Annotated in this window: 29 protein-coding genes; 15 read left to right on the top strand and 14 right to left on the bottom strand. The window is 61.1% G+C overall.

What is annotated here, in order from left to right; genetic code table 11:
* Nucleotides 1-104: 104 nt before the first annotated feature.
* Nucleotides 105-842, bottom strand: a complete 738-nt coding sequence (locus AB6803_RS20160; RefSeq protein WP_371110559.1) for a DsbA family protein — start codon at nt 840-842, stop codon at nt 105-107.
* Nucleotides 843-1,010: 168 nt separating this feature from the next.
* Nucleotides 1,011-1,508 (bottom strand): DUF721 domain-containing protein, encoded by a 498-nt coding sequence (locus AB6803_RS20165; RefSeq protein ID WP_371110560.1) that lies wholly within the window; start codon nt 1,506-1,508, stop codon nt 1,011-1,013.
* Nucleotides 1,509-1,606: 98 nt separating this feature from the next.
* On the opposite strand from AB6803_RS20165, the gene mutY reads away from it, so the two are divergent.
* Genes mutY through AB6803_RS20180 form a run of 3 tightly spaced genes read left to right on the top strand, consistent with a single transcriptional unit; the run spans nt 1,607 to nt 3,715 of the window.
* Nucleotides 1,607-2,713 carry an A/G-specific adenine glycosylase gene (gene mutY / locus AB6803_RS20170; protein ID WP_371110561.1) on the top strand — a complete coding sequence of 369 codons (1,107 nt, stop codon included), beginning with the start codon at nt 1,607-1,609 and terminating at the stop codon, nt 2,711-2,713.
* A gap of 17 nt (nt 2,714-2,730) precedes the next feature.
* Nucleotides 2,731-3,345: an HAD family hydrolase gene (locus AB6803_RS20175; protein ID WP_371110562.1), complete on the top strand. Its 615-nt coding sequence runs from the start codon at nt 2,731-2,733 to the stop codon at nt 3,343-3,345.
* 4 nt (nt 3,346-3,349) lie between these two features.
* On the top strand, nt 3,350-3,715 hold the full coding sequence (locus AB6803_RS20180) for a nuclear transport factor 2 family protein (RefSeq protein WP_371110563.1): 366 nt from the start codon (nt 3,350-3,352) through the stop codon (nt 3,713-3,715).
* Between the two features lie 169 nt (nt 3,716-3,884).
* Here AB6803_RS20180 and AB6803_RS20185 read toward each other — a convergent pair whose 3' ends face one another.
* From AB6803_RS20185 to AB6803_RS20195, 3 genes are all read right to left on the bottom strand, one after another.
* Entirely contained in the window at nt 3,885-5,015 is a 1,131-nt protein-coding gene (locus AB6803_RS20185; protein ID WP_371110564.1) for a site-specific DNA-methyltransferase, read from the bottom strand.
* 119 nt (nt 5,016-5,134) lie between these two features.
* Nucleotides 5,135-5,509, bottom strand: coding sequence for an antibiotic biosynthesis monooxygenase (locus AB6803_RS20190; RefSeq protein WP_371110565.1), 375 nt, complete (start codon nt 5,507-5,509; stop codon nt 5,135-5,137).
* Nucleotides 5,506-5,835: an NIPSNAP family protein gene (locus tag AB6803_RS20195; protein WP_371110566.1), complete on the bottom strand. Its 330-nt coding sequence runs from the start codon at nt 5,833-5,835 to the stop codon at nt 5,506-5,508. The genes AB6803_RS20190 and AB6803_RS20195 overlap by 4 nt, the downstream gene beginning before the upstream one ends.
* A 72-nt stretch (nt 5,836-5,907) precedes the next feature.
* Between AB6803_RS20195 and AB6803_RS20200 the strand changes: the two genes are divergently transcribed.
* Entirely contained in the window at nt 5,908-6,630 is a 723-nt protein-coding gene (locus AB6803_RS20200) for an ArsR/SmtB family transcription factor (RefSeq protein WP_371110567.1), read from the top strand.
* Between the two features lie 33 nt (nt 6,631-6,663).
* Here AB6803_RS20200 and AB6803_RS20205 read toward each other — a convergent pair whose 3' ends face one another.
* The 3 genes from AB6803_RS20205 to AB6803_RS20215 all read right to left on the bottom strand — a co-directional run bounded on the left by AB6803_RS20205 (nt 6,664) and on the right by AB6803_RS20215 (nt 8,512).
* A complete protein-coding gene (locus tag AB6803_RS20205; protein ID WP_371110568.1) occupies nt 6,664-7,095 on the bottom strand; it encodes a DUF1284 domain-containing protein in 432 nt (143 codons plus the stop codon).
* Nucleotides 7,092-7,682, bottom strand: coding sequence for a biotin transporter BioY (locus AB6803_RS20210; protein ID WP_371110569.1), 591 nt, complete (start codon nt 7,680-7,682; stop codon nt 7,092-7,094). Before AB6803_RS20210 ends, AB6803_RS20205 begins: the two co-directional genes overlap by 4 nt.
* A 161-nt stretch (nt 7,683-7,843) precedes the next feature.
* A complete protein-coding gene (locus AB6803_RS20215; protein ID WP_371110570.1) occupies nt 7,844-8,512 on the bottom strand; it encodes a GntR family transcriptional regulator in 669 nt (222 codons plus the stop codon).
* Nucleotides 8,513-8,726: 214 nt separating this feature from the next.
* Here AB6803_RS20215 and AB6803_RS20220 point away from each other — a divergent pair, with 214 nt between their 5' ends.
* The gene (locus tag AB6803_RS20220) at nt 8,727-9,419 is read left to right on the top strand and encodes an HAD-IA family hydrolase (RefSeq protein ID WP_371110571.1); all 693 of its coding nucleotides are present in this window, start codon (nt 8,727-8,729) and stop codon (nt 9,417-9,419) included.
* A 44-nt stretch (nt 9,420-9,463) separates the two neighbouring features.
* Here AB6803_RS20220 and AB6803_RS20225 read toward each other — a convergent pair whose 3' ends face one another.
* Nucleotides 9,464-10,099 (bottom strand): hypothetical protein, encoded by a 636-nt coding sequence (locus AB6803_RS20225; RefSeq protein ID WP_371110572.1) that lies wholly within the window; start codon nt 10,097-10,099, stop codon nt 9,464-9,466.
* Between the two features lie 313 nt (nt 10,100-10,412).
* Between AB6803_RS20225 and thrC the strand changes: the two genes are divergently transcribed.
* The 4 genes from thrC to AB6803_RS20245 are packed head-to-tail and all read left to right on the top strand — an operon-like array spanning nt 10,413 to nt 16,704.
* Entirely contained in the window at nt 10,413-11,810 is a 1,398-nt protein-coding gene (gene thrC, locus AB6803_RS20230; RefSeq protein ID WP_371110573.1) for a threonine synthase, read from the top strand.
* A 20-nt stretch (nt 11,811-11,830) separates the two neighbouring features.
* Complete coding sequence (locus tag AB6803_RS20235; protein ID WP_371110574.1) at nt 11,831-13,129, top strand: M16 family metallopeptidase; 1,299 nt, start codon at nt 11,831-11,833, stop codon at nt 13,127-13,129.
* 51 nt (nt 13,130-13,180) lie between these two features.
* Nucleotides 13,181-13,795 (top strand): GNAT family N-acetyltransferase, encoded by a 615-nt coding sequence (locus AB6803_RS20240; protein WP_007693874.1) that lies wholly within the window; start codon nt 13,181-13,183, stop codon nt 13,793-13,795.
* On the top strand, nt 13,792-16,704 hold the full coding sequence (locus AB6803_RS20245) for an EAL domain-containing protein (protein ID WP_371110575.1): 2,913 nt from the start codon (nt 13,792-13,794) through the stop codon (nt 16,702-16,704). Before AB6803_RS20240 ends, AB6803_RS20245 begins: the two co-directional genes overlap by 4 nt.
* Before the next feature lie 302 nt (nt 16,705-17,006).
* Here the strand turns inward: AB6803_RS20245 and AB6803_RS20250 are convergent, their stop codons facing one another.
* The 3 genes from AB6803_RS20250 to AB6803_RS20260 form a co-directional block, all read right to left on the bottom strand.
* A complete protein-coding gene (locus AB6803_RS20250) occupies nt 17,007-18,062 on the bottom strand; it encodes a putative zinc-binding metallopeptidase (RefSeq protein ID WP_371110576.1) in 1,056 nt (351 codons plus the stop codon).
* A 139-nt stretch (nt 18,063-18,201) separates the two neighbouring features.
* Complete coding sequence (locus AB6803_RS20255) at nt 18,202-18,393, bottom strand: CsbD family protein (RefSeq protein WP_007693878.1); 192 nt, start codon at nt 18,391-18,393, stop codon at nt 18,202-18,204.
* A gap of 89 nt (nt 18,394-18,482) precedes the next feature.
* The gene (locus AB6803_RS20260; protein ID WP_371110577.1) at nt 18,483-19,088 is read right to left on the bottom strand and encodes a YqgE/AlgH family protein; all 606 of its coding nucleotides are present in this window, start codon (nt 19,086-19,088) and stop codon (nt 18,483-18,485) included.
* 182 nt (nt 19,089-19,270) lie between these two features.
* Between AB6803_RS20260 and AB6803_RS20265 the strand changes: the two genes are divergently transcribed.
* Both AB6803_RS20265 and AB6803_RS20270 read left to right on the top strand, forming a co-directional pair.
* The gene (locus AB6803_RS20265; protein WP_371110578.1) at nt 19,271-20,068 is read left to right on the top strand and encodes a protein-disulfide reductase DsbD domain-containing protein; all 798 of its coding nucleotides are present in this window, start codon (nt 19,271-19,273) and stop codon (nt 20,066-20,068) included.
* A gap of 81 nt (nt 20,069-20,149) precedes the next feature.
* Nucleotides 20,150-20,635, top strand: coding sequence for a peroxiredoxin (locus tag AB6803_RS20270; RefSeq protein ID WP_371110579.1), 486 nt, complete (start codon nt 20,150-20,152; stop codon nt 20,633-20,635).
* Between the two features lie 46 nt (nt 20,636-20,681).
* On the opposite strand, the gene AB6803_RS20275 is transcribed toward AB6803_RS20270, so the two are convergent.
* On the bottom strand, nt 20,682-20,990 hold the full coding sequence (locus AB6803_RS20275) for a type II toxin-antitoxin system RelE/ParE family toxin (protein WP_371110580.1): 309 nt from the start codon (nt 20,988-20,990) through the stop codon (nt 20,682-20,684).
* On the bottom strand, nt 20,991-21,236 hold the full coding sequence (locus AB6803_RS20280; RefSeq protein ID WP_371110581.1) for a type II toxin-antitoxin system ParD family antitoxin: 246 nt from the start codon (nt 21,234-21,236) through the stop codon (nt 20,991-20,993). It lies immediately after the preceding gene.
* Nucleotides 21,237-21,416: 180 nt separating this feature from the next.
* On the opposite strand from AB6803_RS20280, the gene AB6803_RS20285 reads away from it, so the two are divergent.
* From AB6803_RS20285 to AB6803_RS20300, 4 genes are read left to right on the top strand one after another with little or no spacing between them, the layout of a single operon-like run.
* Entirely contained in the window at nt 21,417-21,545 is a 129-nt protein-coding gene (locus AB6803_RS20285) for a hypothetical protein (protein WP_371110582.1), read from the top strand.
* Nucleotides 21,542-22,324: a metal ABC transporter ATP-binding protein gene (locus tag AB6803_RS20290; protein ID WP_371110583.1), complete on the top strand. Its 783-nt coding sequence runs from the start codon at nt 21,542-21,544 to the stop codon at nt 22,322-22,324. The genes AB6803_RS20285 and AB6803_RS20290 overlap by 4 nt, the downstream gene beginning before the upstream one ends.
* Complete coding sequence (locus AB6803_RS20295; protein WP_113136992.1) at nt 22,321-23,193, top strand: metal ABC transporter permease; 873 nt, start codon at nt 22,321-22,323, stop codon at nt 23,191-23,193. Before AB6803_RS20290 ends, AB6803_RS20295 begins: the two co-directional genes overlap by 4 nt.
* 20 nt (nt 23,194-23,213) lie before the next feature.
* Nucleotides 23,214-24,116 carry a metal ABC transporter solute-binding protein, Zn/Mn family gene (locus AB6803_RS20300; protein ID WP_371110584.1) on the top strand — a complete coding sequence of 301 codons (903 nt, stop codon included), beginning with the start codon at nt 23,214-23,216 and terminating at the stop codon, nt 24,114-24,116.
* Nucleotides 24,117-24,406: the final 290 nt, after the last annotated feature.

Consider the following 24,406-nt stretch of genomic DNA (forward strand, 5'->3'; position numbering starts at 1 on the left):
GGGTGATCATGTGTGGACCACAGAGATCACCCTCCCCAAGGGGGAGGCAATAAAAAGCGGGCGCACGGGTTTCCCCGCCGCCCGCCATTTGCAAAATGCGCGGATCAGAGAAGGCTGTCGATAAGCTTCGACATGGCACCAACCGACATGTCTCCTGCGTAACGCTTGCCGTTGATCAGGAAGGTCGGTGTCGCATTGACGCCGAAATCCTTGGCTGCACGTTCCCTAACTGAGTTGACATCATCCAGAAGCTTCTGGTTCGTCAAGCACTTCGTAAAGCTATCCTCAGTAAAACCTGCAAGTTTCGACATTTGCAGCAGTGCGGCACGGCCATCGACGTCAGGCGAGGCCCAGGCGATCTGCTGCTTGAACAACATTTCGACCATCGGCATGTACTGTTCCTGCGGCGCGCAACGGGCCAGCATGAAGGCGGCGGCAGCGCGCGGATCGAATGGGAATTCGCGGATGATGAAGCGAACCTTGCCGGTATCGACGTATTTCTGCTTGATAGCGTCGAAGGTCGTGACGGCGAAATGCGCGCAGTGCGGGCAGGTCAGCGACATGTATTCGACGATCTTGACCGGAGCATCTTCCTTGCCGAGCGCGATTTCCGGCAGGGAACCGGGCTTCAGCACTTCGTTCATATCGACGCTGCCATCAGCCGGCGGAATTGCGTCTTCCGGCGAGGAGGCGGCGGCGGTGGTCTCCTGCGCGCCAGCGGCCGTCGTGGCATTGGCGGCGGATGCAGTGTCCGCAAAGGCAGCGAACGCCACGGAGAGGGCCGCAGCGGCGGTGCCGCCCAGTAGGTGGCGTTTGGTCAGGAGCATGTCGGACATCGGCATAGAGTCACCCGTCGTTTAAGAGATCTGTGAATGGTCCATTGCGATATAACGGCTGGTTGCCGCTAACAAGGCACGGTTGACCAACTTTCTTCAAAGAATTGTGACCTGGAGAAGACGGAGAGGTTAAATTACCGTCAGAATTGCATGGGGATGAGCGGTTGGAGCGGTTTATCTTCCCCGCTTCCAAACCATCGCCGTGCCCAGCCTCTGGATCGCAGCCCGCAACTTGTCGTTCTCGATGCCGTCCATCATGCCCTCGAGCTTGCGGGCTGCCTCGCCTTTCAGCGGCGGCGGGGTGCGGGAGCGCCTCGAGGCGACCGAGACCGGCTTCTGGACGATACGGATCTGGCTGACGGCGTGGAAGCCAAAGAAGCCGTTGATGCGCTGGATGAGTTCACCCTGGGCATGGGTCAGGAACAGGGCGCGGGCACCTTCGCAGGCGATGGTCAGCACGCCGGGCTGATAGCGGCCCTCCTCGCCCGAGCCTACACGCTTGGCCCAGGCAATCTTTTCAGGCCGCGTACATTCGGCGAAATCCTCGCCGGCGATCTCATCCCAGGATCCGAGCAGCGCCGTATTGATTCCGGCACGCTTTGCCAGCACCGGATCGATGATGCCGTTGGTCAGCTCGGAAATCTGCTTCTCGCCTTTTCGGGGATAACTCATCTGAATAGCGGTCCGGAACCTCGTTTGCGCGCCCGGGACCTTGATCGTCCGACGCAGCTTGGTCAAGTATAGAGCACTTCCCCTCGATGCGGCAAATCATGACGATGACATCTCAATTCCCGACGGCCGCATCCCTGCTTGCCTGGTACGACCGCCATCACCGCGACCTGCCCTGGCGGATCTCGCCGCCGATGGCGGCGCGGGGGATTAGGCCCGATCCCTATCATATCTGGCTTTCGGAGGTGATGCTGCAGCAGACCACGGTGCCGGCGGTCAAAGCCTATTTCGCCAAATTCCTTGAGCGCTGGCCGACGGTCGGCGATCTCGCCGCGGCACCAACCGATGACGTCATGGCCGCCTGGGCCGGCCTTGGTTATTACGCCCGCGCCCGCAACCTGAAAAAATGTGCTGAAGCCGTGGCGGCGGAGCATGGCGGGCGGTTTCCCGACACGGAGGATGGGCTGCGGGCCTTGCCGGGGATCGGCGATTACACAGCCGCAGCAGTCGCGGCCATCGCTTTCAACCGCCAGGCGGCCGTCATGGACGGCAATGTCGAGCGGGTCATCTCCAGGCTCTATGCCATCTCGACGCCGTTGCCTGCCGGAAAGCCCCTGATGAAGCAGAAGGTGGCCTTGCTGACGCCTGCCGATCGCCCCGGCGACTTCGCGCAGGCGATGATGGATCTGGGTGCGACGATCTGCACGCCGAAGCGGCCGGCCTGTGCGCTCTGTCCTTTCAATAGTGGCTGCGAGGCGCTGGCCTCGCATGATCCAGAGCATTTTCCGGTGAAGGCGGCGAAAAAGGACAAGCCGGTGCGGCAGGGAGCTGCTTTCGTGGCGGTCAATGGCGACGGCGAAATCTATCTGCGCCGGCGCATTGCAAGTGGCTTGCTCGGCGGCATGACCGAGGTTCCGACCACCGGATGGACGGCGCGGATCGACGGCGAAACCGGCACCGATGCCGCCCCCTTCCCGGCCGATTGGCAGGCAGCGGGGACCGTGACGCATGTCTTCACCCACTTCGAATTGCGGCTGTCGATCTACCGCGCTCAGGTGACATCAGGCACCAGCCGCAATGACGGATGGTGGGAACCGGTTACAAATCTTGAAGCCCAGGCCCTGCCGACCGTCATGAAAAAAGCGATCGCCCAGGCTATTCCAAATGCCTTCACAAAAGCTGGGGCATTCATCAAAGCCAGCGCCTAAACATCAGGGACTAATTCATGACGACGGAAATACGGCACATCGTTTTCGATATCGGCAAGGTTCTCCTGCATTACGACCCCACCCTTCCCTACAGCCGCGTCATCCCTGATGATGCCGAGCGTGAATGGTTCATGGCAAACGTATGCACCCATGAATGGAATATCGAGCAGGATCGCGGCCGTACCTGGGAAGAAGCGGAAGACCTGCTGATCGCCGAACATCCGGAGCGGGCGGAACAGATTCGTGCCTTCCGCAAGAACTGGAACGAGATGGTGCCCCATGCCTATGACGACAGCGTAGCGATCTTCGAAGGATTGATTGCGGAGGGACGTGATGTCACCATGCTGACCAATTTCGCTTCCGACACGTTTCGCGAGGCGCAGGCGCGCTTTGATTTCCTCAACAAGCCGCGCGGTGTCACCGTATCCGGCGATATCGGGCTGATCAAACCCGACATCGCGATCTACGATACCCATGCGAAAAGCTTCGGCCTCGATCCGGCCTCGACGATCTTCATCGACGATTCGCTTCCGAACGTCGAAGGCGCAAAAGCGGCCGGCTGGCATGCAGTTCATTTCACTGGCGCCGAGAAGCTGCGCAGCGATCTCGCCGCCTACGGCATTAAGGTTTGAACCCATGATTTTCGACCCGGCAGAACGCATCACCCTGTTTCACGACGCCATCAACAGGCTCGACTACGAGACGATCGAGAATTTCTTCGCGGAGAACGCCACCTATGTCTCGAACGGCGTCGGCAGCCTTGCCGGCCGCGACGCGATCATGGAGGCCTTCCGCAGCTATTTCGACACCTATCCCGATCAGACGGCCTCCAATTCCTTGGTGGAAACGCTGACGCCGCTGTCCGGCCGCTCCGTCTGGTCCGTGCGGGCGACGAACAGCAAGACCGGCAAGCCGCTTATTCGCGAGGGCGAGGAGACGATCACCTTCGACGAGGATGGCCGTGTCGTCCGGGTCGATGTGACCGACTATCAGGAATTCTAGGCCACGAAGCCCAAAAGATGACGCCCAGGGTTTTGGCCCTGGGCGTTTCGCCTTCCTCCCTAACTGGAGGTACAAGACAGAGAAAGGCGAGTGTGTGGAATGGGCAGCAGTACGATCCCTAGAACCGTGGGGCGGTTTTGAAGCGGGATCATGCCTCGAATGACTGGAGCTATTCCACCTTCGCCATATCACTGCGGATGATCGCCCGGAGATCGTCGATCGGGCGCAGGGAATGCCCGTCGTCGAAGTGCCAGAATGTCCATCCGTTGCATGCATCAAGGCCCTGGACTTTCGCGCCAAGGCGATGAATGGAGCCGGCCTCGCCGCCGGCCGCGACCGTGCCGTCGGCGCGAACGATGGCGCTATGGCGCCGCCGTGCATCCGTCAGCACCTGGCCGGGCTTGATGAGGCCGCTTTCGACAAGCACGTTGAAGGCAACACGCGCCTCGGCCTTCTTGCCGGTCATCACTGTCAGCTCTGCCTTACCGAGCGGTTCGACGGAGGCAATACGGGCGCTGGCCGCATCGATGTAATCCTGCTCGCGCTCGATCCCGACGAAGTGACGGCCGAGACGCTTGGCGACAGCGCCGGTGGTGCCCGATCCGAAGAAGGGATCGAGAATAATGTCGCCGGGCTTGGACGAGGCCATGATGACACGCGCCAGCAGGGCTTCCGGCTTCTGCGTCGGATGCACCTTCTTGCCGTCGTCACCCTTCAGGCGCTCGCCGCCATTGCAGATCGGGAACAGCCAGTCCGAGCGCATCTGCACATCGTCATTGGCGGCCTTCATGGCGTCGTAGTTGAAGGTATAGCCCTTGGTCTTGGCGTTCGGGCTCGCCCAGATCATCGTCTCATGGGCGTTCTGGAAGCGACGGCCCTTGAAATTCGGCATCGGGTTGGTCTTGCGCCAAACGATATCGTTGAGGATCCAGAAGTTCAGATCCTGCATCGTCGCGCCGACGCGGAAGATGTTGTGATAGGAGCCGATGACCCAGATGGTGCCCGTCGGCTTCAGGACGCGGCGGCAGGCGAGCAGCCAGGCGCGGGTGAAGGCATCATAGGCTTCGAAGGAAGCGAACTGATCCCATTCGTCATCGACAGCGTCGACCAGCGATTGGTCGGGGCGGTGCAATGTGCCGCCAAGCTGGAGATTGTAGGGCGGGTCGGCGAAGATAACATCGACGGAATGCGTGGGCAGTGCTTCAAGAGCCGCCACGCAATCGCCCTTGATGATCGTGTCGACCCAAGAGCCCGGCGTTGCGGAAGTTCTAAGGTCGGCAAGCGGGAAAACTGACGCCATGTGATACTCGCTGTTACACTGAATCGTTACGCTTAACTGAGTGTTATGGTTACCTAACTTGGTTACCAAAGGCTAAAGCGGGTCTCAGATTTCACAATTTCCCGGAAATAAGTCTGTCTTCAGTCGTCGCCCGGCTCCATCGCTCCGGGTCCATCATGCACCACCCGGCTATCGGCCGGCGCCTCGTCCCGTTCGTTCATCCCGTAATCGCGCAGCACATGCGCGATGCGCAGGCGGTAGTCGGCGAACACGCCCCCTCGCCCGGCCTTTTGCGCGGCGCGATGAGCCTCGCGATTGCGCCACTCCTTCACCGCCGCCTCATCGCGCCAGAAGGAAAGCGACAGGATCTTGCCGCGCGAAGTGAGGCTTTCGAAGCGTTCGATGGAGATGAAACCGTCGATCGTCTCCAGTTCGGCACGCAGCTTGCCGGCGAGATCGAGATAGTGATCGCGTTCGCCGAGATAAGGCACGACTTCGAAAATAACGGCGATCATGGCGTCACCTTCGGACCGTGCGGCAGCGATACGTTCTTCAGGAAGATGCGGTCTTCCTTGACGAAGAGACGTTCGCGGCGAGCAAAATCGAAATTCGCCTGGCCGAGCGGGTCGGCGGCAAGACGGGCGCGATAGGCTTCATAGTCGGCCAGGCTCTCGATATTGTAGACGCCGTAAGCCGTGGTTGCCGAGCCCTCGTGCGGGGCGAAATAGCCGATGAGATCGACGCCGTTGCGCGGTATAACCTGGCCCCAGGCCCGGGCATATTCGGCGAAGGCATCTTTTTTGAACGGGTCGATCTCGTAGCGGATGAAACAGGTGATCATGATCTTCTCCCTTTGGTGACGGAGATGTTTTCGCACATTGCCTGACGTCGATGCTTCGGTTACGATCGAAGTATGAAGGAAGGTCCCGACATAGCGCAGATCGGCGCACTCATCGGCGATCCGGTGCGGGCGAATATGCTCACCGCGCTGATGGATGGCCGCGCGCTGACGGCAACGGAGCTGGCGGCGGCCGGCGGTATTACGGTGCAGACCGCGAGCACACATCTGTCGAAGCTCGAAGCCGGCGGGCTGTTGACGCAGCGCAAACAGGGGCGGCACCGCTATTTCACGCTTGCCGACGACAGCGTCGGCAAGCTCCTCGAGAGTATCATGGGCTTTGCCGCCACGCGAGGGCACCTGCGCCATCGCCCCGGCCCGAAGGAACCGGCACTGCGCAAGGCGCGCATATGCTACGATCATCTGGCCGGCGACTACGGCGTTCGCATGCTCGACAGCCTGATTGCGGCCGGCGCGATCTCGGCGGTCAATGAGAGCTTGAGGCTGACGGAACGCGGCGAAACGCATCTCGCCTCGATCGGCATAGATGTGACGGGATTGCGCTTGTCACGCCGCCCGCCCTGCCGTTTCTGTCTCGATTGGAGCGAACGGCGGGCGCATCTTGCCGGCAGCCTCGGCAAGGCGCTGCTATCCAGCTTCTTCGACAAGGGTTGGGCACGACGAATGGAAGACAGCCGCTCGATCCTGTTTACCTCGGAAGGCGAGCGCCGTTTCCTGGCGCTGTTTCCCCTTGAGAACAGCCGGACAGACAAAGCATGGGATCACGCGGAAGCCTGAATCTAAGCGACCCACTACCCATGATGTGAGGCGTCACGGTGAGGCCTGGCCCACCAGCACGCCCGTGAAATTGCCCGTGGCAATACGGCTGCAAAGCCCTGTCCATTCGCAGCCGCTGCAGGCATGGCGAATGTCTCCGCTGGCAAAATTCCGGCGCAGTTTGGCGAGAAGGCTGGCATCGGGGATGACGACCGAGCCGGGCCTGAGTTCTTCGCCCAGCAGCGCGACCACATCCGCCAGGGCGGCGGCGTCGCGTTCGAGCACGGAATCCTTGAAACAGTGCGGCTCCTTCTCGTCGAGAAGCGGCGCGCAGATGTCGTCTGGACCGGAGACGAGCTCGATCTCCTCTCCGGCTGTCAGACGCTCGGCTATCCGGCGATAATTGTCGGTGAAGGCCGGCGTATAGCCTTCACCGACAAAGGTCAGCATGCAGAGCAGATGATGGGCACGAAGCCGGATGGTCAATTCAGACGCGCCTTGCCGCCATAGATCTTCACACCCTTGAGTACGGCTGCGGCAAGCGCCGACTTCAGGACAGCGCCGAGGATGAAGGGGGCAACACCAAGGAGCCAGCCCTTTTCCGCCCCGATCAACATGGCAAGCCAGGCGCCGCCGATCGCAAGACCAAGGGCGTTAGCGGCAAGATGTGCTACGAAGCTGCGCACGACGCGGTCACCGCTCCAACCACGCTCGGCAAGCCAGCCGACCAGCACGCCCATGATCGGGAAGGAGACGAGATAGCCGGCCGTCGGGCCCACGAAGGGGGCTATGCCGCCCGCGCCGCCGGCCAGAACCGGGAAACCGACCATCGCCTCGCCCAGCCAGGCAAGAATGGTGAGCGCGCCAAGGCGCCAGCCATAGAGTGCGCCGATCATGGTGACGGCAAAAGTCTGCATGGTGATCGGCACCGGCACCATCGGCACCGAGATCCACGAAGCAAGCGTCAGCACCAGCGTGCCGGCGAGAACAAAAATCGCCTTGACGACCAGCGACCGCTTGCCGAGACGCAGCGGATCGAAGGTGGTCTCTTCATGATGATGCAACAGGGACATATGGCTCTCCTTTTAAAATTATAGATAATTTTTGAGTCTCATCTATTTTTATGGAGAAGATTGGGGCGCAAGGCAAGAGGCAGCTGGGCGCAATCCTCCCTTCCGCCACAAAGGCAAACGAAAGAGCACCGCTGAAATTATCTATAATTTATGCGAGAGAGCTATCCGACAATCGCAAACGCTTCGCGCGTTACCCCGGACGGTGTCCGCACAGGCGCCCGGCCGATCCACTGCACATGCTTCTGCAGGATGGATGCAGCCTCTTCCGTCCGTCCCTGACGCAGGGCGGAAAGGATGGCGCGATGGTCATGGTCGGTGCGTTTTTCCCATCCCGATTGCCAGGCGGAAAAGAGGAAACGGGCGCTGGCGGCGTGCAGATCATCGATCGAGGCGAGCAATCGCGCCATGCCGCAGGGGGCAAGGATCAGGCGGTGGAAACGGCGGTTCGCCTCTTCCCAGGCGCGGACATCGGCAGCAGCGTCCCCTTCGCGTGTCGCCTCCTCGGCGGCATCGAGAATGGCGGGCGTCAGATGCTGCGCCGCGTGCTTCAGCGCCAGGCTTTCGAGCGCCGCCCGCATCTCGGCGACTTCACGGACTTCCTTGAGATCGAAAGAGGCGACGCGGACGCCTCGGCGGGGCTCGCTGATCGCCAGCCCCTGCGCCTCCAGCCGCCGGAACGCCTCACGCACCGGCACATGGCTGGCGCCGAACTCCTCGGCGATGTGATCCTGCCGCAGCCGCGCATCGGGCGCGATCTCGCCGCGGATGATGCGGTCGGCAAGCACCCGGCTGATACGGCTGGCAATCGTGTCGTCGCGCTCTTTGGCCATGGCTGATCCTTAAAGGCGCGATTACCGATTGTCGAGCGCCCAAGGACCCTTTCCGCCAGCGCAGTCCAGCCATGCCCGCCAAACGGTTGAGCTTTGCCGGCGTATCGTGTAAAGCCGCTCGATCCCATTTCAGAGCATGCCCTGAAGGCCGCGAGACGGTTTTCGGACAAGGTCATGCCCGATCCAGCGCCCTCTTCAAAGGCAGAATATCCTCATGAGCAATGGCTTCGACCTCATCATCTTCGACTGCGACGGCGTTCTGGTCGATTCGGAAATCATCGCGGCGGAGGTTGAATCCAAGCTGCTGACGGACGCCGGCTATCCGATCAGCACCGAGGAAATGGGCGAGCGCTTCGCCGGCATGACCTGGCAGAACATTCTGTTTCAGGTCGAGCGTGAGGCGAGCATACCGCTCTCCGCATCCCTCCTCGACAAGTCCGAGAAGCTGCTGGACGTCAGGCTTGCCAATGACGTCAAAGCCATCCCGGGCGTACCGCTTGCCCTGTCGCGCCTGCCGATGCCGCGCTGCATCTGCTCAAACTCCAGCTCCGCCCGCCTTGACATGATGCTCACCAAGGTCGGCTACAAGGAGCTGTTCGCGCCGCACATCTATTCCGCCAAGGATCTCGGCGCCGACCGCGTCAAGCCGAAGCCGGATATTTTCCTGTACGGCGCCAAGCAAATGAATGTCTCGCCGGCCAACACCATCGTCGTCGAAGATTCCGTTCACGGCGTCCAGGCGGCGCGCGCCGCCGGCATGCGCGTCATCGGCTTCACCGGCGCTTCGCACACCTACCCTTCGCATGCCGACAAGCTGACGGATGCGGGCGCCGAAACGGTCATCGCCCGGATGATTGACCTTCCGGGCGTGGTGATGGCTTTGGCTGAATGGGACGGCGTTTTGTAAGGCGATAGGCAATAGGTTCAACCTATTGCCCACGACCTAAATCCTCAGTTAATGGCGGCGTGCTTTCTGCGTGCCGACTTCTCGGCCTTCACAGGCTTCTGCGGCCCCTGATCGAAGCTCAGTTGGACAATGGTGAAGCCGCCGGAGCCGCCAACAACCTGAATGTCGTTCGCGGTGAAGAGAAACTGCGTGGTGGTCTCGCCTGGCGGGATTTCGGCGACGAAGTTGATCGTCTTGTCGTAGAGCGCCGTGTTGTTATCCATGACGGCGACATGGACCGGCAAGGTCACCTTGCCCGGGCCGCCCTGCGGGCCGGCAACAAGACGGCCCTGCGCGGCGATGTTGATGCCGAGGCTGGTGCCGTCGCTCGTGCACTGGCGCGTCGCCTGGGCGAGCGATGCCTGGTAAGTCAACTGGTTCGGATCGTCCTTGGCGCCCTTGGCGTAGGTACGATAGGTGGACGCCTCGTCGCGGATCACGACTTGCGGGCATTTTCCGGCGATATAGGCCTGACCGCCGGTGACCGGCTGAGCGGGGCTGCTGGCACCCGCTTGCGGCGCCACCGTCACGTCCGTAACGGGCTGCTTATCACCGCCGCCGCCAAAACCAAGAGAACTGCAACCTGCCAGCAATGCCAGAAGCGAAGCGGAGAAAAGACGACGCGAAACCCTGCCAAACACTATTATTCCACCCTCTGCATATAATTTACATTATCGGCCTGCAGCCTGTTCGACGGGCCTTTTATGACACTTGGCGATGGTCTATACCAGCGACGCAGCGAAAAATCGATTGGGTAGGCACCGTTTTGGCTCACTTTTCGACGTCGACAGATTGGCGTAAACCGCCGCCCGCCGGAAGCGGCCGGGCGGACATTGCGCAAACGCGAAAACCACGCGGCTGATCCGACGCAAAAAGACGGACGGCCATCGCTTCGTTCTTCTACTCTCTCATCCCACCACTTCGGCAATTTTGCGACCAAAGGAATTCTAGACCGTGGACTATATCTCAACACGGGGGGAAGCCCCTGCCCTTGGCTTCTGCGATGCTCTTCTGGCTGGCCTTGCTCGGGATGGCGGGCTCTATGTGCCACGGCAATGGCCGACCCTGACGAAAAAAGAGATTCGCGCTTTCCGCGGCAAGAGCTATCAGGAAGTGGCCTTCGCGGTGCTGTCGCCCTTCACCAACGGTGAAATTCCCGATGATGTCTTCCGCGGCATGATCGACGAGGCCTACGCCACCTTCCGGCATCCGGCAGTGGCGCCGCTGGTGCAGACCGGGCCGAACAGCTTCGTCATGGAGCTGTTCCACGGCACGACGCTCGCCTTCAAGGATGTCGCCATGCAGTTGCTCGCACGGCTGATGGACTATGCGCTGGAAAAGCGCGGGCAAAGGGCGACCATCGTCGGCGCGACCTCGGGTGACACGGGCGGCGCTGCCATCGACGCTTTTGCCGGGCGCGAGCGTACTGACATCTTCATCCTCTTCCCCAACGGCAAGGTCTCGCCGGTGCAGCAGCGGCAGATGACGACTTCGACGGCCGCCAACGTGCATGCGCTGGCGATCAACGGCAATTTCGACGATTGCCAGAACCTGGTCAAAGCCATGTTCAACGACACAGCCTTCCGCGACGGCGTCAGGCTGTCCGGCGTCAATTCGATCAACTGGGCACGCATCATGGCGCAGGTGGTCTATTACTTCACCACCGCCGTCGCGCTCGGCGGGCCGGACCGGAAGATTTCCTTCACCGTGCCTACGGGTAATTTCGGTGATATTTTCGCTGGCTACGTCGCCAAGCGCATGGGCCTGCCGATCGACCGGCTGGTGATCGCCACCAATGAAAACGACATCCTCGCCCGCATGCTGAAGACCGGGCGCTATGAGATGCGCGCGGTCAAGTCGACCACGGCGCCGTCGATGGATATCCAGATCTCCTCCAACTTCGAACGGCTGCTGTTCGAAGCATATGCCCGCGATGCATCCAAAGTGCGCGCCGCAATGGAAAGCCTGAAACAATCGAACGGTTTCTCGATCGGCGAAGACGCGCTGAAGTTCATCAAGAAAGACTTCCGCGCCGGCCGCGCCAGCGAAAAGCAGGTGGCCGCTACGATCCGCAAAACACTCGACGACACCGGCTATCTCATCGATCCGCACACCGCCGTCGGCGTCTTCGTGGCGGAAAAGAATGAGAAACCAACGAGTCCCATGGTGACGCTTGCCACCGCGCATCCGGCAAAATTCCCCGCCGCAGTAAAATCGGCATGTGGTATTGACCCGGCGCTTCCGACGTGGCTTGCTGGACTGATGAACAGGGAGGAGCGTTTCGACATCCTCGATCCCGAACTGAAGGCCGTTGAAACTTTCATCGGCAAGCATGCCCGGGCCGGGGAATGACAGACGCAGAAAGACAAGCGATGACAGTGGAGTGCACCCGGCTTGCGTCCGGGTTGACAGTAGCGACCCAAACGATGCCACATCTGGAAAGCGTGGCGCTTGGCGTTTGGATCAAATCGGGTTCGCGTAATGAAACCGAGGCGGAGCACGGCATCGCGCATCTGCTCGAACACATGGCGTTCAAGGGCACGGGTCGTCGTTCAGCGCGGCAGATTGCCGAGGAAATCGAGAATGTCGGCGGCGAAGTCAACGCCGCCACCTCCACCGAGACGACCTCCTATTATGCCCGCGTGCTACGGGATGATGTGCCGCTCGCCGTCGATATCCTTGCCGATATTCTGACCGAGTCCGCCTTCGACGAAGAGGAACTGGCCCGCGAAAAGCAGGTCATTCTGCAGGAGATCAACGCGGCGAACGACACGCCCGACGACGTGGTCTTCGACAAGTTCTCCGAAGTCGCCTATCGCGGCCAGACGCTCGGACGCGCCATCCTTGGCACGCCGGAAACCGTCGTTTCCTTCTCGCCCGCACAGATTCGCGGCTATCTCGACCGCAACTACACGACCGACCGCATGTTCGTGGTGGCCGCCGGTGCCGTGGACCACGACAGTTTCGTGCGCCAGGTCGAGGAGCGTTTTTCCAGCCTGCCGACCAAGCCGTCGACAACGCCCATCATCGAGCCGGCCCGCTATATCGGCGGCAACATCCGTGAGACGCGCGACCTGATGGACGCGCAGATCCTGCTCGGCTTCGAGGGCCGCGCCTACCACACGCGCGACTTCTACTGTTCGCAGATCCTTGCCAATGTTCTCGGCGGCGGAATGTCCTCGCGGCTGTTCCAGGAAGTGCGAGAGCTCCGTGGCCTCTGCTATTCCGTCTATGCTTTCCATTGGGGCTTTTCCGACACCGGTATTTTTGGCATCCATGCCGCGACCGGCGGCGAAAACCTGCCTGAACTGGTACCGGTTATCGTCGACGAACTGCACAAAGCCTCTCATAAAATCGAGCAGCAGGAAATCGAGCGCGCCCGCGCCCAGATCCGCGCGCAGTTGCTGATGGGGCAGGAAAGCCCGGCCGCGCGCGCCGGCCAGATCGCACGGCAGATGATGCTTTACGGTAGGCCGATCCCGAACCAGGAGATGCTCGAGCGTTTGCAGGGCATTACCATCGACCGCCTTACGGATCTTGCGGGGCGCCTGTTCTTCGATACTGTACCAACGCTGTCGGCAATTGGACCGTTGGAACAGTTGGCGCCGATGGAAGACATCGTCACGTCGCTGTCTTCATCGACCCCCGCCTCCAAAAGCGCGAGCGGCTAAGGCCCGCTTCGCTTGCCGATCGGGTCAATTCTCGGGGGAGTATTGGGCGGAATGCAAAAATCGGTCTTTCGGTTTCTGTCACGTCATCCGGACGCGGTTGAACTTGAAGACGCGACCTATGTGCTGCGCCTGCCGCGTTATTCCGATTTTAACCAATGGCACAGGCTGAGAGCCGAGAGCCGCCGTTTTCTGGAGCCCTGGGAGCCGACCTGGCGCCACGATGAGCTCACAGAGGGCGCTTATCGGGCCCGAGTCATCCGGGGAAAACAGGAATATAGCTCCGGCCAGGCCATTCCGCTTTTCGTTTTCCTCAAGGAAAACAGTACGTTACTTGGCGGTATCACGATCGGTTATATTCGCCGGGGTGCCGCGCAAAGCTGCATGATCGGATATTGGATGGGCGAACGTCATTCCGGTCAGGGCCATATGTTCGCCGCACTTCGGTTGGTTATACCCTATATCTTTTCCGGACTCGAGTTGCACCGTATTGAAGCAGCCTGTATTCCGGATAACGAGCGTAGCATACGGCTTTTGGAAAAGGCCGGTTTCCAACGGGAAGGTCATTTGCGCGGTTATCTCAAAATCAACGGTCAGTGGCGTGATCACGTGATGTTTTCCCGGTTGGTGTCCGACACCGACTTGAACGGAAACTCCGTCAAGCGATGACCACAGCGCTCAAGCCATCCCTGCCGGTGACGAAATGGCCGTTCGCGATCCTCGCGGCCCTTGCGGCTACTATTCTGTTTTTCCTGGCCGGCATGGCGCAGGCTGCCGAGCCTGTGAAGATTTCGCGCGACGACACCGCGCTGGACCTCACCGCGACGACGGAGATCTACACCAACCAGGGCGAGGCCTTTCAGGTCTCCACAGCCGCCGGCGCCGACGGTATTCGTCGCCGAATCGAGGTACGCTCCTCTTCACCCAACCATCAGGGCGACTGGGCCGTCTTCGCGCTCGCCAATGTCTCGGAAGAGCAGCTTGAGCGCGTCATCGTCGCCCCCCACTTCCGCCTCGTAAATTCGAAGATGTTCTGGCCGGACCTCGGCTCGCAACGCATCGTCGCGATCACGCCGAGCGAAGGCTTTGCGCTGGACAGGCAGCCGAGCGACGAGGCCGATGTCTTCCGCATCACGCTGAACCCGGGCGCTGTCGTCACCTTCGTTGCAGAGCTTTCCTCGCCGAACCTGCCGCAGCTCTATCTCTGGGAGCCGAACGCCTACAAGGATACGGTCAACGCCTTCACGCTCTATCGCGGCATCGTGCTCGGCATTGCCGGCCTGCTGGCAGTGTTCCTGACCATTCTCTTCGTCGTCAAGGGCACCTCAATGCTGCCGGCGACGGCCGCACTTGCGTGGGCGGTGCTCGGCTATATCTGTGTCGACTTCGGCTTCCTCGGCAAACTCATCAGCATTACCTCCAGCGATCAGCGAATATGGCGCGCCTGTGCGGAGGTGGCGCTCGCATCGAGTCTGGTGATCTTCCTGTTCACCTATCTGAACCTCAATCGCTGGCATGCCCATCTCGGCTACGTGACGCTCGCCTGGATTCTCGGCCTCGCCTTGCTCTTCGGCGTGGCGATCTACGATCCGTCGATCGCATCGGGCATCGCGCGCCTGTCGCTGGCGCTGACGGCGACGGCGGGCCTGTTGCTGATCATCTATCTCGGTTTCAGCCGCTACGACCGCGCCATTCTGCTGGTTCCCGCCTGGGCTCTGATCCTGGTCTGGCTGTTCGGCGGCTGGATGACGATCACCGGCAAGCTCGACAACGACATCATCCAGCCAGCGCTCGGCGGCGGCCTCGTGCTGATCGTACTCCTGATCGGCTTCACGGTGATGCAGCATGCCTTTGCCGGCGGCGCGTTCCAGCAAGGCCTGTTCTCGGATCTCGAGCGGCAATCGCTGGCGCTCACCGGCTCCGGCGATACCGTCTGGGACTGGGACGTCGCGCGCGACCGCGTCGTAACAACCCCGGATATCTCGACGAAGCTCGGCCTGTCGCCTGGCACCATGCATGGCGCGGCGCGTAACTGGCTGCCACGACTGCATCCAGACGATCGCGACCGTTTTCGCGCAACGCTCGACGTGCTTCTCGAACATCGCCGCGGTCGGCTGAACCATGAATTCCGCATTCGCGCCGAAGACGGGCATTTCCATTGGCTGTCGATCCGCGCCCGGCCGGTGCTCGGCTCGAACGGCGAAATTATCCGCTGCGTCGGCACCATCGTCGACGTCACCGAGCAGAAGAATTCGATCGAGCGGCTGCTGCATGACGCGCTGCACGACAATCTGACCGGCCTGCCGAACCGCCAGGTCTTCCTCGACCGCCTGCAGGCCGTTCTCACTTTGGCGCCGGAAGGCCATCAGCTTCGCCCGACGGTGATGGTGATCGACATCGACCGCTACAAGCTGGTCAACGATACGCTCGGCGTTGCGGCGGGCGATAATATCCTGATTGCCCTGACCCGGCGCCTGCGCCGCCTGATGAAGCCGCAGGATACGCTTGCACGGCTCTCCGGCGACCAGTTCGGCCTTATCCTGGTGTCCGAGCGCGATCCGGCCAAGGTTGCCGATTTCGCCGATGCGATCAGCAAGGCGATCATGGTGCCGATCAACTTCGCCAATCGCGAGATCATTCTGACGGCATCGATTGGCCTGACATCCTGGGTCGACCAGCAGGAAAACGCCTCCGGCCTGTTGAGCGACGCGGAGCTTGCCATGTATCGGGCCAAGCGCGCTGGCGGCAATCGCGTCGAACCTTTCCAACCGGCCTTCCGCAGCTTTGGCACCGACCGCCTGCAGCTTGAAACGGACCTGCGTCGCGCCGTCGAGCGCAAGGAACTGTCGCTGGTCTACCAGCCGATCGTTCGACTGGAAGACGCCGAAGTCGCCGGTTTCGAGGCGCTGATGCGCTGGGAACATCCCAAGCGCGGCAATATTCCGCCATCGGAGTTCATCCCGATCGCTGAGGCATCCGATATCATCGGCCCGCTCGGCATGTTCGCGCTGGAACAGGCGACCAACGACCTGATGGCGTGGCAGCGCCAGACCGGCGACCTGCCGCTGTTCGTCTCCATCAACCTCTCCAGCGTGCAGCTTCTCAACAACGAGCTCTACGACGATATCCGCGCCCTGCTCGCCAAGACCCATTGCGAGCCGCACCGCATCAAGCTCGAATTGACGGAATCGCAGGTGATGGAGAACCCGGAACAGGCCCGCCTGGTGCTCGGCAAGCTGCGTGACGCCGGTATCGGCCTGGCGCTCGACGATTTTGGCACCGGCTATTCCTCGCTCGCCTATCTCACCCGCTTCCCCTTCGACACGATCAAGCTCGACAAGACGATGGTCAGCGACGAAAGCGACAAGAAAGCCATACTTCTGCGCTCCGTCATCTCCATGGCGCGCGAACTCAACATGGGTGTCGTCGCCGAAGGCATCGAATCGGAAGAGGATGCGCTCGAACTCGCCAAGATGGGCTGCGCCTACGGCCAGAGCTTCATCTTCGGTCCGCCGATGGGCACGGACTCGGTGTTGCGGTTGCTGAAGGAACGCTTTCCGCTGACGAAGCGGGCTTAGGGGCCGGTCTATCCCGCCCCTTGCGGGCGGGAAAGCAAAATCAGCATTTAGCCGGAAGGCTAAGTGCTAGATTTTTGCAAGGGCGGGGGTAGGTAGGGACGCACTTAATCCTTGGAATGATTTAAGCAAGAACGTGACCCCCGCTCTGGCAATTTCAATGGCTTAGAAATTGCGCTTAGTCTCAAATATGCTAAGACCTCGGTGTCGCAATTCCTAAACCAGTGAAATTGCTTTCTCGCCCGCCAAGGGCGAGATAGGGCCCCGAATTTGCGGCCGCCTCCTATCCTAACAGGATATTGTACTTACGCCCAACCAATCACCTGCCGGATATATTCCAGCTTCGTCACCACCGGCGACGACAGGATAAAGGGATAGGCATCCGGCTGGCCCATGCTGCGCTGGATGGCATTGATGGCGACGCTCAAGGGGATCCAGGCGCTGACCAGTTGTTCGGCGCTTTCGGCCCGATAGGGATTGAAATCTACCTCGGCCGCCATCTCGTGATAGCCGAAGGGATCAACTGCCAGGCCGAAAGAGCGGGCGGTCTCCAGCGTGTCGACGATATGGAGATAGTGCGCGAAACATTCGGCGAAATCTTCCCAGGGATGAGCGCTGGCATAGGCGCTAATGAAATTGTCCTGCCAGTTCGGCGGTGGGCCGCTGTCATAATGCTGCTGCAGGGCCGCGCCGTAATCCACCCGCTCGTCGCCGAAGACGGCGCGGAAGGCGTCGAACTGATTGCGGTCTCGGATCAGCTTGTTCCAGATGAAATGGCCGGTCTCGTGGCGGAAGTGGCCGAGCAGCGTGCGGTAAGGCTCGTTCATCGAGGTGCGCGCCTGCTCGCGCGTCACGTCATCGGCCTCGGCGGCGCGGATGGCGATCAGCCCTTCCTCATGGCCGGTCCTCGCCGGCACGACATAGCCGGCCTGCACCTTATCCTCAAGGAAGTCGAAGACCAGTCCGCCCTGCGGATCCTGTTTGCGATCGGGATGCGGCAGGTTCCAGCGCAAGAGCGAATAGAACAGATGCCGCTCAGCCTGGCCGATCCGCCGCCAGCGATCGATACCCTGTTGCGTATCGGTGTTCGGTACCAACCGATTATGGCGACACGCCAGGCAGAAAGGTTCCGGATCCGCCGCATCCACAAGCCAGTTGCAGATATCGAGCTCGGCATTGGCACAGAAACGCACCATGCGATCCGGCTCGGCAACCACGCGCCAATTCTCTCCATCGCCGGCCTCCAGCGCATAGATCGCCAGAAGCTCGGGAACAAAGCCGAGCTGATGGCCACAGCGTATGCATTGCCTGTTATCGAAATGCACCGGCTGGCCGCAATGGTCGCAGGCAAAAAGCCGCATGGAAAGCCCCCGTAATTAAGCCGTGACGGACATAGAAGAGCCTGCCGCGATGTCGTGACAGGCTCTTGCTTTGCCGCTTATGCAGCAGTCTATCAAATAGCGCGGCGATTAATAAGCTGTTGCTTAATCGCCAGACGGATTACATCCGGTCGACCGCGCCCTTGACCTTATCCTTGGCCTTGCCGACAGCCGATTGCACCTTGCCCTTGGTTTCCTGGGCTGCGCCTTCGGCGCGCATCCGCTTGTCATCGGTGGCCTTGCCGACGGCCTGCTTGGCCTTGCCGGCGACTTCATTGACCTTGCCGGAAATCTTGTCACTCATGCTGCCCATGTCGAGCACCTCCTCATTCGGCACCAGCGGAGTTGCCGGTGCTGTCAGGAGGAAACGTCACGGGCAGTGTTTCGTTCCGTGTGAATAGATTACGCGTGCCCCGCATGCGGCGACAACATGGCGGCGTTGATGCCCATCAGAGCCAGAGCGCGCTCATATTTATCGTCAAGGCTGCGGTCGAAAATCAACTCTTCATTGGCCGGGCAATTCAGCCAGCCGTTGCTGCCGATCTCCGCTTCCAACTGGCCCGCCCCCCAGCCGGCATAGCCGAGCAGCATGGTGGCCCGCTTCGGCCCGCTTCCCTTGGAAATGGCGCGCACGATATCCAGCGTCGCCGTCAGGCTGATGTCATCGCTGACCGGGATGCTGCCGTCGCTCAGATAGTCGTCGGAATGAAGGACGAAGCCCCGGCCGCTTTCGACCGGCCCGCCGGTCTGGATCGGGAAATCCCGCGCGACCGGTGGCAGGACAATGGCATCATCGTCCTTGATCATATCCAGATGCAGCAGCACGTCGGTAAAGGTCAGGTTCTGCGCACGGTTGATGACGAAGCCCATGGCGCCGGCATCGGAATGAGCACAGATATAGATCACCGTACGGTTGAAATTCCGATCTTCCATGCCGGGCATGGCAATCAGGAACTGGCCGTCGAGCAAACCTCTTTCGCGTCTATTCTTCAACGTCGATAGGGACATCGCGCCTCCTGACTGCAGCCCGCAACTGCGCCCCTCAGAAGAAAGATGGGGCAATGTCATAAATCAATCAACTGAAAATGATCATTTCTTTTCTCCGCCGTTCTGGCACAGCGGAGCGCCATCCGGTAAACCCTTGCTTCATGTCGAAAAAACTCTCTTTAACCTGTCTGCTGGGAATGCCGATGGGCGTGCTCGCGGCGGCGATACTGGCCTCTTCCCCGGCCCATGCTGCCATGAGCGACTGGGCCGACAATCAGGGCGGCCGCATGCGACTGGTGGCGCTGGCGCCGGACGCGCAAGGTCATATTCGCGCCGCGTTACAGATCGAGCCGGCGCCCGGCTGGATCACCTATTGGCGCGAGCCTGGCGAGAGTGGAATTCCACCGCAAGTCAGTCCGGTACCGGACGGTGGCGTGACGCTTACGAAGATGGGGTTTCCCGTGCCGAAGCCGATCAGCGTCGGCGCGATCCAGGAGATCGGCTATGATGCGCCGGTGACATTTCCACTGGATTTCCGTGTCGAGGGCAAGCAACCGGCAAAGCTTGAGCTCACGGCCTTCATCGGCCTCTGCAAGGATATCTGCATTCCGTTCCAGGCCGCGCTTTCACTGCCCCTGTCGCCCACCGGTCAGTCCACGCCGCATGAACAGGCTTTGCTCGATGCGGCCGACGCGTCGCTGCCGCAGGCCACCGGCCCGGACTTTGCCGTCGAAAACCATGGTCTTTCGGCCGATGCGAAGACACTTTCGCTGCGTCTGACATTGCCCGAGACAACCGGAGAGGCGCCGCTGATCTATGTGAGCGGGCCGGCCGGTTACGTCTTTTTCAAACAGGCCAATGGCAAGCGCGACGGCAAGACCTTTGCGACCGATATCGCCATCGGCAAACTGCCGAAAAATTATGACGTCAAGGGCAAGAACTGGGGCATTCTCGTCATCGACGGCGCACGCGCCATGGAAACCACGCTTGCGTTCGAATAGGCCGGATCTATAGTTTGGCCCGACATCCAAATTCGGAGCGGCAGTCTCGCCGCCCCACAATCGCGACCCAAGGAGAGAGCCATGACCATCGCTATCGGCGACAAGCTGCCTGCCGCCACCTTCAAGGAAAAGACCGCCGACGGCCCGGTCGAGATCACCACGGACCAGCTTTTTGCCGGCAAGCGCGTCGTGCTTTTCGCCGTTCCCGGCGCCTTCACGCCCACTTGCTCGCTGAACCACCTGCCGGGCTACCTGGAAAATCGTGACGCCATCCTCGCCAAGGGCGTCGACGATATCGCCGTGATCTCCGTCAACGACTGGCACGTCATGGGCGCCTGGGCGCAATCCTCCGGCGGAATGGGCAAGATCCACTTCCTCGCCGACTGGGACGGCTCCTTCGCCAAGGCCGTCGGCCTTGACGTCGACCTCTCCGCCGGCGGCCTCGGCGTGCGCTCCAAGCGCTACTCCATGCTGGTGGAAAACGGCGTGGTCAAGTCGCTCAACATCGAGGAAAGCCCCGGCCAGGCCACGGTTTCGGCGGCGGCCGCGATGATCGAGCAGCTTTAAGGATTATCCAGATAGAAGAAGCGGGGCGCCTCAGAGGCGTCCCGCTTCATTCCTCTTCGTTAAAATGGGTGTCGAAATCGCGATGTCCTTCGAGCACATTCAAAACCTCGAAAACATCATCGACATAGCGGAAGAAGATTACGTAGCCACGAAATGCAAAGCTGCGCATATCGTCTCTCAGTTCCGGTCGCATGCGGCCCATTTGAGCTGGCAAAGCCGCAAGATCCGCGCACTTGCGACGCAGCTGCCCAGTGAATTTCAAAGCGACTTTCTGACTGCCACTTTGGCGCGCTATAAATTCGAGAATATCGAGGATATCGTTTTGAGCATCGGCTGTATAACGAAGCCGAGCCACTCAATAGCCTTCCTTGGCCAGTTCAGCAGCCTTAGCTTCCAAAGCGGCACCAAGTTCTTCGTCTGATATATCGCCACCCCGGGCAATCGACGCCTCCAGAGTCCGCCGCAGCGATGCAATTTTCGCTTCACGCTCCTCCACGAGCCGCAGACCTTCGCGCACGACCTCGCTGGCCGAGCTGTAACGTCCCTCTTCCACCGTCTTTTCTACGAATTTTTCCCAGCGTTCGCCGATAGAGACATTCATGAGCTTCTCTCCTTTGGACCTGGTCAGCCCGACCAATAACAGATAATGCGCCATTTATAGCATTATTGGCACAGGGCGCCAATTGCCAGTGCTCAACACCCATCAATCCATACCCCGCCTCTTTTCCGCCGCATTCTCCCCATTACAACACGTAACGTTATTACATTAAGAGAACGCCGCATGCCCTTCAGCAACGATCCCTTCACCGCCTCCCTGATCGGGCGCTCCGTCTTGACGCGCCTGGTCTTTGTCGCGGTCGGCGTTGCGGCTCTCTGGGCGGTCATCGGCTGGGCGGTGGCCCTGGCATGAGTGCTCTGATCCGCCTTGACAATCTCACCGTCACCTATGAGCGCCATCCGGCCGTGCATCATGTCTCCGGCGCGTTCCAGGCGGGCAGCCTGACGGCGATTGCCGGGCCGAATGGGGCGGGCAAGTCGACGCTTTTGAAGGCGATCATCGGCGAGCTTCGAGTCGCTGAGGGCTCGATCGATCGTGGCCAGCTGACGCGCAATGATTTCGGCTATCTGCCGCAGGCGGCCGACATCAACCGCCGCTTTCCGATCTCGGTTGCCGATACGATCATGCTCGGCGCCTGGAAGAATTCCGGCGCTTTTGGCCGTTTCTCGCGCGAGGACGCCGAGCGGGCGCGTGATGCGCTGGCGGCCGTTGGCCTTTCCGGCTTCGAGCGCCGGCATATCGGTTCGCTCTCGGCCGGGCAGTTCCAGCGGGTGCTTTTCGCCCGGCTGCTGCTGCAGGACGCCCGCGTCATCCTGCTCGACGAACCCTTCACCGCTATCGACCAGCGCACGACGCGTGATCTGCTCGATATCGTGCTGCGCTGGCATGGCGACGGGCGCACGGTCATTGCCGTGCTGCATGATTTTGATCAGGTGCGGGCGCATTTCCCCGAGACGCTGCTGATCGCCCGCGAGCTGGTCGGCTGGGGTCGGACCCAGGATGTGATGAGCCCCGCCAACCTCATCCGGGCGCGAGCCATGGCCGAAAGCTGGGACGAAGACGCCGAAAGCTGCTCGCCCGAGCCGGATCATGCCGGCCACCAACTGGCGAAGCGGGAGCCGGCCGAATGACGGCCTATGATATTTTCCTGGCGCCCTTTGCCGATTACGGCTTCATGCGGCGCGCGCTCATCGCCTGCCTGTGCCTCGGCCTCGGCTCCGGCCCGATCGGCGTCTTCCTGATGCTGCGGCGCATGAGCCTGATGGGCGATGCGATGAGCCATGCGGTGCTGCCGGGGGCGGCCATCGGCTATCTGATCGCCGGGTCGCTGTCGTTGACGGCGATGGGGCTTGGCGGGCTGGTGGCGGGCCTGTCGGTGGCGCTGCTCTCCGGGCTTGTCAGCCGCATGACGGTGCTGCAGGAGGATGCGAGTTTCGCCAGCTTCTATCTGACCTCGCTGGCGCTCGGCGTGCTCATCGTCTCTCTGCGCGGCTCCAATATCGATCTGCTGCATGTGCTTTTCGGCACCATCCTCGCCATCGACGCCCCTGCCCTCTATCAGATCGGCGCGATCACCACGGTAACGCTGCTGATGCTCGCGGTCATCTATCGGCCGCTGGTGATGGAGTGCTTCGATCCCGGTTTTCTGCGCGCCGTCGGCGGGCGCGGGCCGGTCTATCATTTCCTCTTCCTGCTGCTCGTCGTGCTCAATCTCGTCGCCAGCTTCCAGGCGCTCGGCACGCTGATGGCCGTGGGGCTGATGATGCTGCCGGCGGCGATCGCGCAGCTCTGGTCGCGCAGCCTGCCGGCGATGATGGCGATCGCAACGGCAACGGCGGCGGCCTCGGGCTATATCGGCCTCATCGCCTCCTACCATCTCGAATTCGCCTCCGGCCCGACCATCATCATCACGGCGAGCATCATCTACGGCTTTTCCATTCTCTTCGCACCGTCGGGCATCGCCCGCCGGTTCATCCCCCGTCCCCATCTCAGGGGCTAATCTTGATCAAGGAGACATTCATGAGCAAACACAGACTGCTTCTCTCCACCGCGGCGGCTGCCTTCGTCGCCTTCGGCGTTGCGGCCCCGGCCTCCGCCGAAACGCTGAACGTCGTCGCCTCCTTCACCGTGCTTGCCGACGTCGTCAAGCAGGTCGGCGGCGACCATGTGAAGGTGTCGAGCCTCGTCGGCCCGAACGGCGACCCCCATGAATTCGAGCCGTCGCCGGCCGACGCCAAGAAGCTCAACGCCGCGAAGGTCACCTTCGTCAGCGGCGAAGGCCTGGAAGGCTGGATGGACAGGCTGATCAGCGCGTCGGGCTACAAGGGCACGCCGGTCGTGGCTTCGGAAGGCATCAACGCCCGCACCATGGTTGATGACGGCAAGACGATCACCGATCCGCATGTGTGGAACAGCCCGGTCAATGTGAAGATCTGGGTCGCCAACATCGAAAAGGCACTGTCCGCAGCCGACCCGGCCGACGCCGCAGATTTCAAGGCCAATGCCGAGCGCTACACCAAGACACTGACCGAACTGGACGCCTATGCCCACGGCAAGTTCGACAAGATCGCGGACGACCGCCGCAAGGTGCTCACCAGCCACGACGCCTTCGGCTATTTCGGCCGCGAATACAATGTCAGCTTCCTGTCGCCGCTTGGCGTCTCGACGGAAACCGAAGCCTCGGCCGCCGCCGTCGCCAAGCTGATCGAGCAGATCAAGACCGAGCATGTGAAGACCTATTTCTTCGAAAACTCCAACGATCCGCGCCTGGTCAAGCAGGTTGCCAAGGCCACCGGCGCCGAGCCGGGCGGCGAGCTCTATGTCGAATCCCTCTCCAAGGCCAATGGCCCGGCTCCGACATATGAAAAAATGTTCCGTTATAACGTAGACCAACTCGCCGCCGCGATGGCGAAATCGAGCTGAGGCAGCCGGACGGATAAGGCCGTAGGGCCATCGCATATGGGGCGGATGAGCACCGAAAACTCCTTCTCCCCAGCGGGGAGAAGGTGGCCCGAAGGGTCGGATGAGGGGGTGGCGCGGCATAGGAAGGATTGCCTTTCGCTTGCCGCTCAAGGCTCTCGTCGCTTTGCTCCTCGCCCCCTCATCCACCCTGTCGGGCACCTTCTCCCCGTTGGGGAGAAGAAGGCGGCTACGATTTCAGTTCATATGCTATTGCCTTGCATATGGCCGCGGGCACTCTCCCCGCGGTCTGT

This window comes from Rhizobium sp. RCC_161_2 (assembly GCF_041355235.1).
GTDB lineage: Bacteria > Pseudomonadota > Alphaproteobacteria > Rhizobiales > Rhizobiaceae > Rhizobium.

Bases quoted from the DNA above. Each gene is read 5' to 3' on its own strand.
- AB6803_RS20160 (WP_371110559.1), bottom strand. From the start codon at position 842: ATGCCGATGTCCGACATGCTCCTGACCAAACGCCACCTACTGGGCGGC.
- AB6803_RS20165 (WP_371110560.1), bottom strand. From the start codon at position 1,508: ATGAGTTATCCCCGAAAAGGCGAGAAGCAGATTTCCGAGCTGACCAAC.
- mutY (WP_371110561.1), top strand. From the start codon at position 1,607: ATGACGATGACATCTCAATTCCCGACGGCCGCATCCCTGCTTGCCTGG.
- AB6803_RS20175 (WP_371110562.1), top strand. From the start codon at position 2,731: ATGACGACGGAAATACGGCACATCGTTTTCGATATCGGCAAGGTTCTC.
- AB6803_RS20180 (WP_371110563.1), top strand. From the start codon at position 3,350: ATGATTTTCGACCCGGCAGAACGCATCACCCTGTTTCACGACGCCATC.
- AB6803_RS20185 (WP_371110564.1), bottom strand. From the start codon at position 5,015: ATGGCGTCAGTTTTCCCGCTTGCCGACCTTAGAACTTCCGCAACGCCG.
- AB6803_RS20190 (WP_371110565.1), bottom strand. From the start codon at position 5,509: ATGATCGCCGTTATTTTCGAAGTCGTGCCTTATCTCGGCGAACGCGAT.
- AB6803_RS20195 (WP_371110566.1), bottom strand. From the start codon at position 5,835: ATGATCACCTGTTTCATCCGCTACGAGATCGACCCGTTCAAAAAAGAT.
- AB6803_RS20200 (WP_371110567.1), top strand. From the start codon at position 5,908: ATGAAGGAAGGTCCCGACATAGCGCAGATCGGCGCACTCATCGGCGAT.
- AB6803_RS20210 (WP_371110569.1), bottom strand. From the start codon at position 7,682: ATGTCCCTGTTGCATCATCATGAAGAGACCACCTTCGATCCGCTGCGT.
- AB6803_RS20215 (WP_371110570.1), bottom strand. From the start codon at position 8,512: ATGGCCAAAGAGCGCGACGACACGATTGCCAGCCGTATCAGCCGGGTG.
- AB6803_RS20220 (WP_371110571.1), top strand. From the start codon at position 8,727: ATGAGCAATGGCTTCGACCTCATCATCTTCGACTGCGACGGCGTTCTG.
- AB6803_RS20235 (WP_371110574.1), top strand. From the start codon at position 11,831: ATGACAGTGGAGTGCACCCGGCTTGCGTCCGGGTTGACAGTAGCGACC.
- AB6803_RS20240 (WP_007693874.1), top strand. From the start codon at position 13,181: ATGCAAAAATCGGTCTTTCGGTTTCTGTCACGTCATCCGGACGCGGTT.
- AB6803_RS20245 (WP_371110575.1), top strand. From the start codon at position 13,792: ATGACCACAGCGCTCAAGCCATCCCTGCCGGTGACGAAATGGCCGTTC.
- AB6803_RS20250 (WP_371110576.1), bottom strand. From the start codon at position 18,062: ATGCGGCTTTTTGCCTGCGACCATTGCGGCCAGCCGGTGCATTTCGAT.
- AB6803_RS20255 (WP_007693878.1), bottom strand. From the start codon at position 18,393: ATGGGCAGCATGAGTGACAAGATTTCCGGCAAGGTCAATGAAGTCGCC.
- AB6803_RS20260 (WP_371110577.1), bottom strand. From the start codon at position 19,088: ATGTCCCTATCGACGTTGAAGAATAGACGCGAAAGAGGTTTGCTCGAC.
- AB6803_RS20265 (WP_371110578.1), top strand. From the start codon at position 19,271: ATGGGCGTGCTCGCGGCGGCGATACTGGCCTCTTCCCCGGCCCATGCT.
- AB6803_RS20270 (WP_371110579.1), top strand. From the start codon at position 20,150: ATGACCATCGCTATCGGCGACAAGCTGCCTGCCGCCACCTTCAAGGAA.
- AB6803_RS20280 (WP_371110581.1), bottom strand. From the start codon at position 21,236: ATGAATGTCTCTATCGGCGAACGCTGGGAAAAATTCGTAGAAAAGACG.
- AB6803_RS20285 (WP_371110582.1), top strand. From the start codon at position 21,417: ATGCCCTTCAGCAACGATCCCTTCACCGCCTCCCTGATCGGGCGCTCC.
- AB6803_RS20290 (WP_371110583.1), top strand. From the start codon at position 21,542: ATGAGTGCTCTGATCCGCCTTGACAATCTCACCGTCACCTATGAGCGC.
- AB6803_RS20295 (WP_113136992.1), top strand. From the start codon at position 22,321: ATGACGGCCTATGATATTTTCCTGGCGCCCTTTGCCGATTACGGCTTC.
- AB6803_RS20300 (WP_371110584.1), top strand. From the start codon at position 23,214: ATGAGCAAACACAGACTGCTTCTCTCCACCGCGGCGGCTGCCTTCGTC.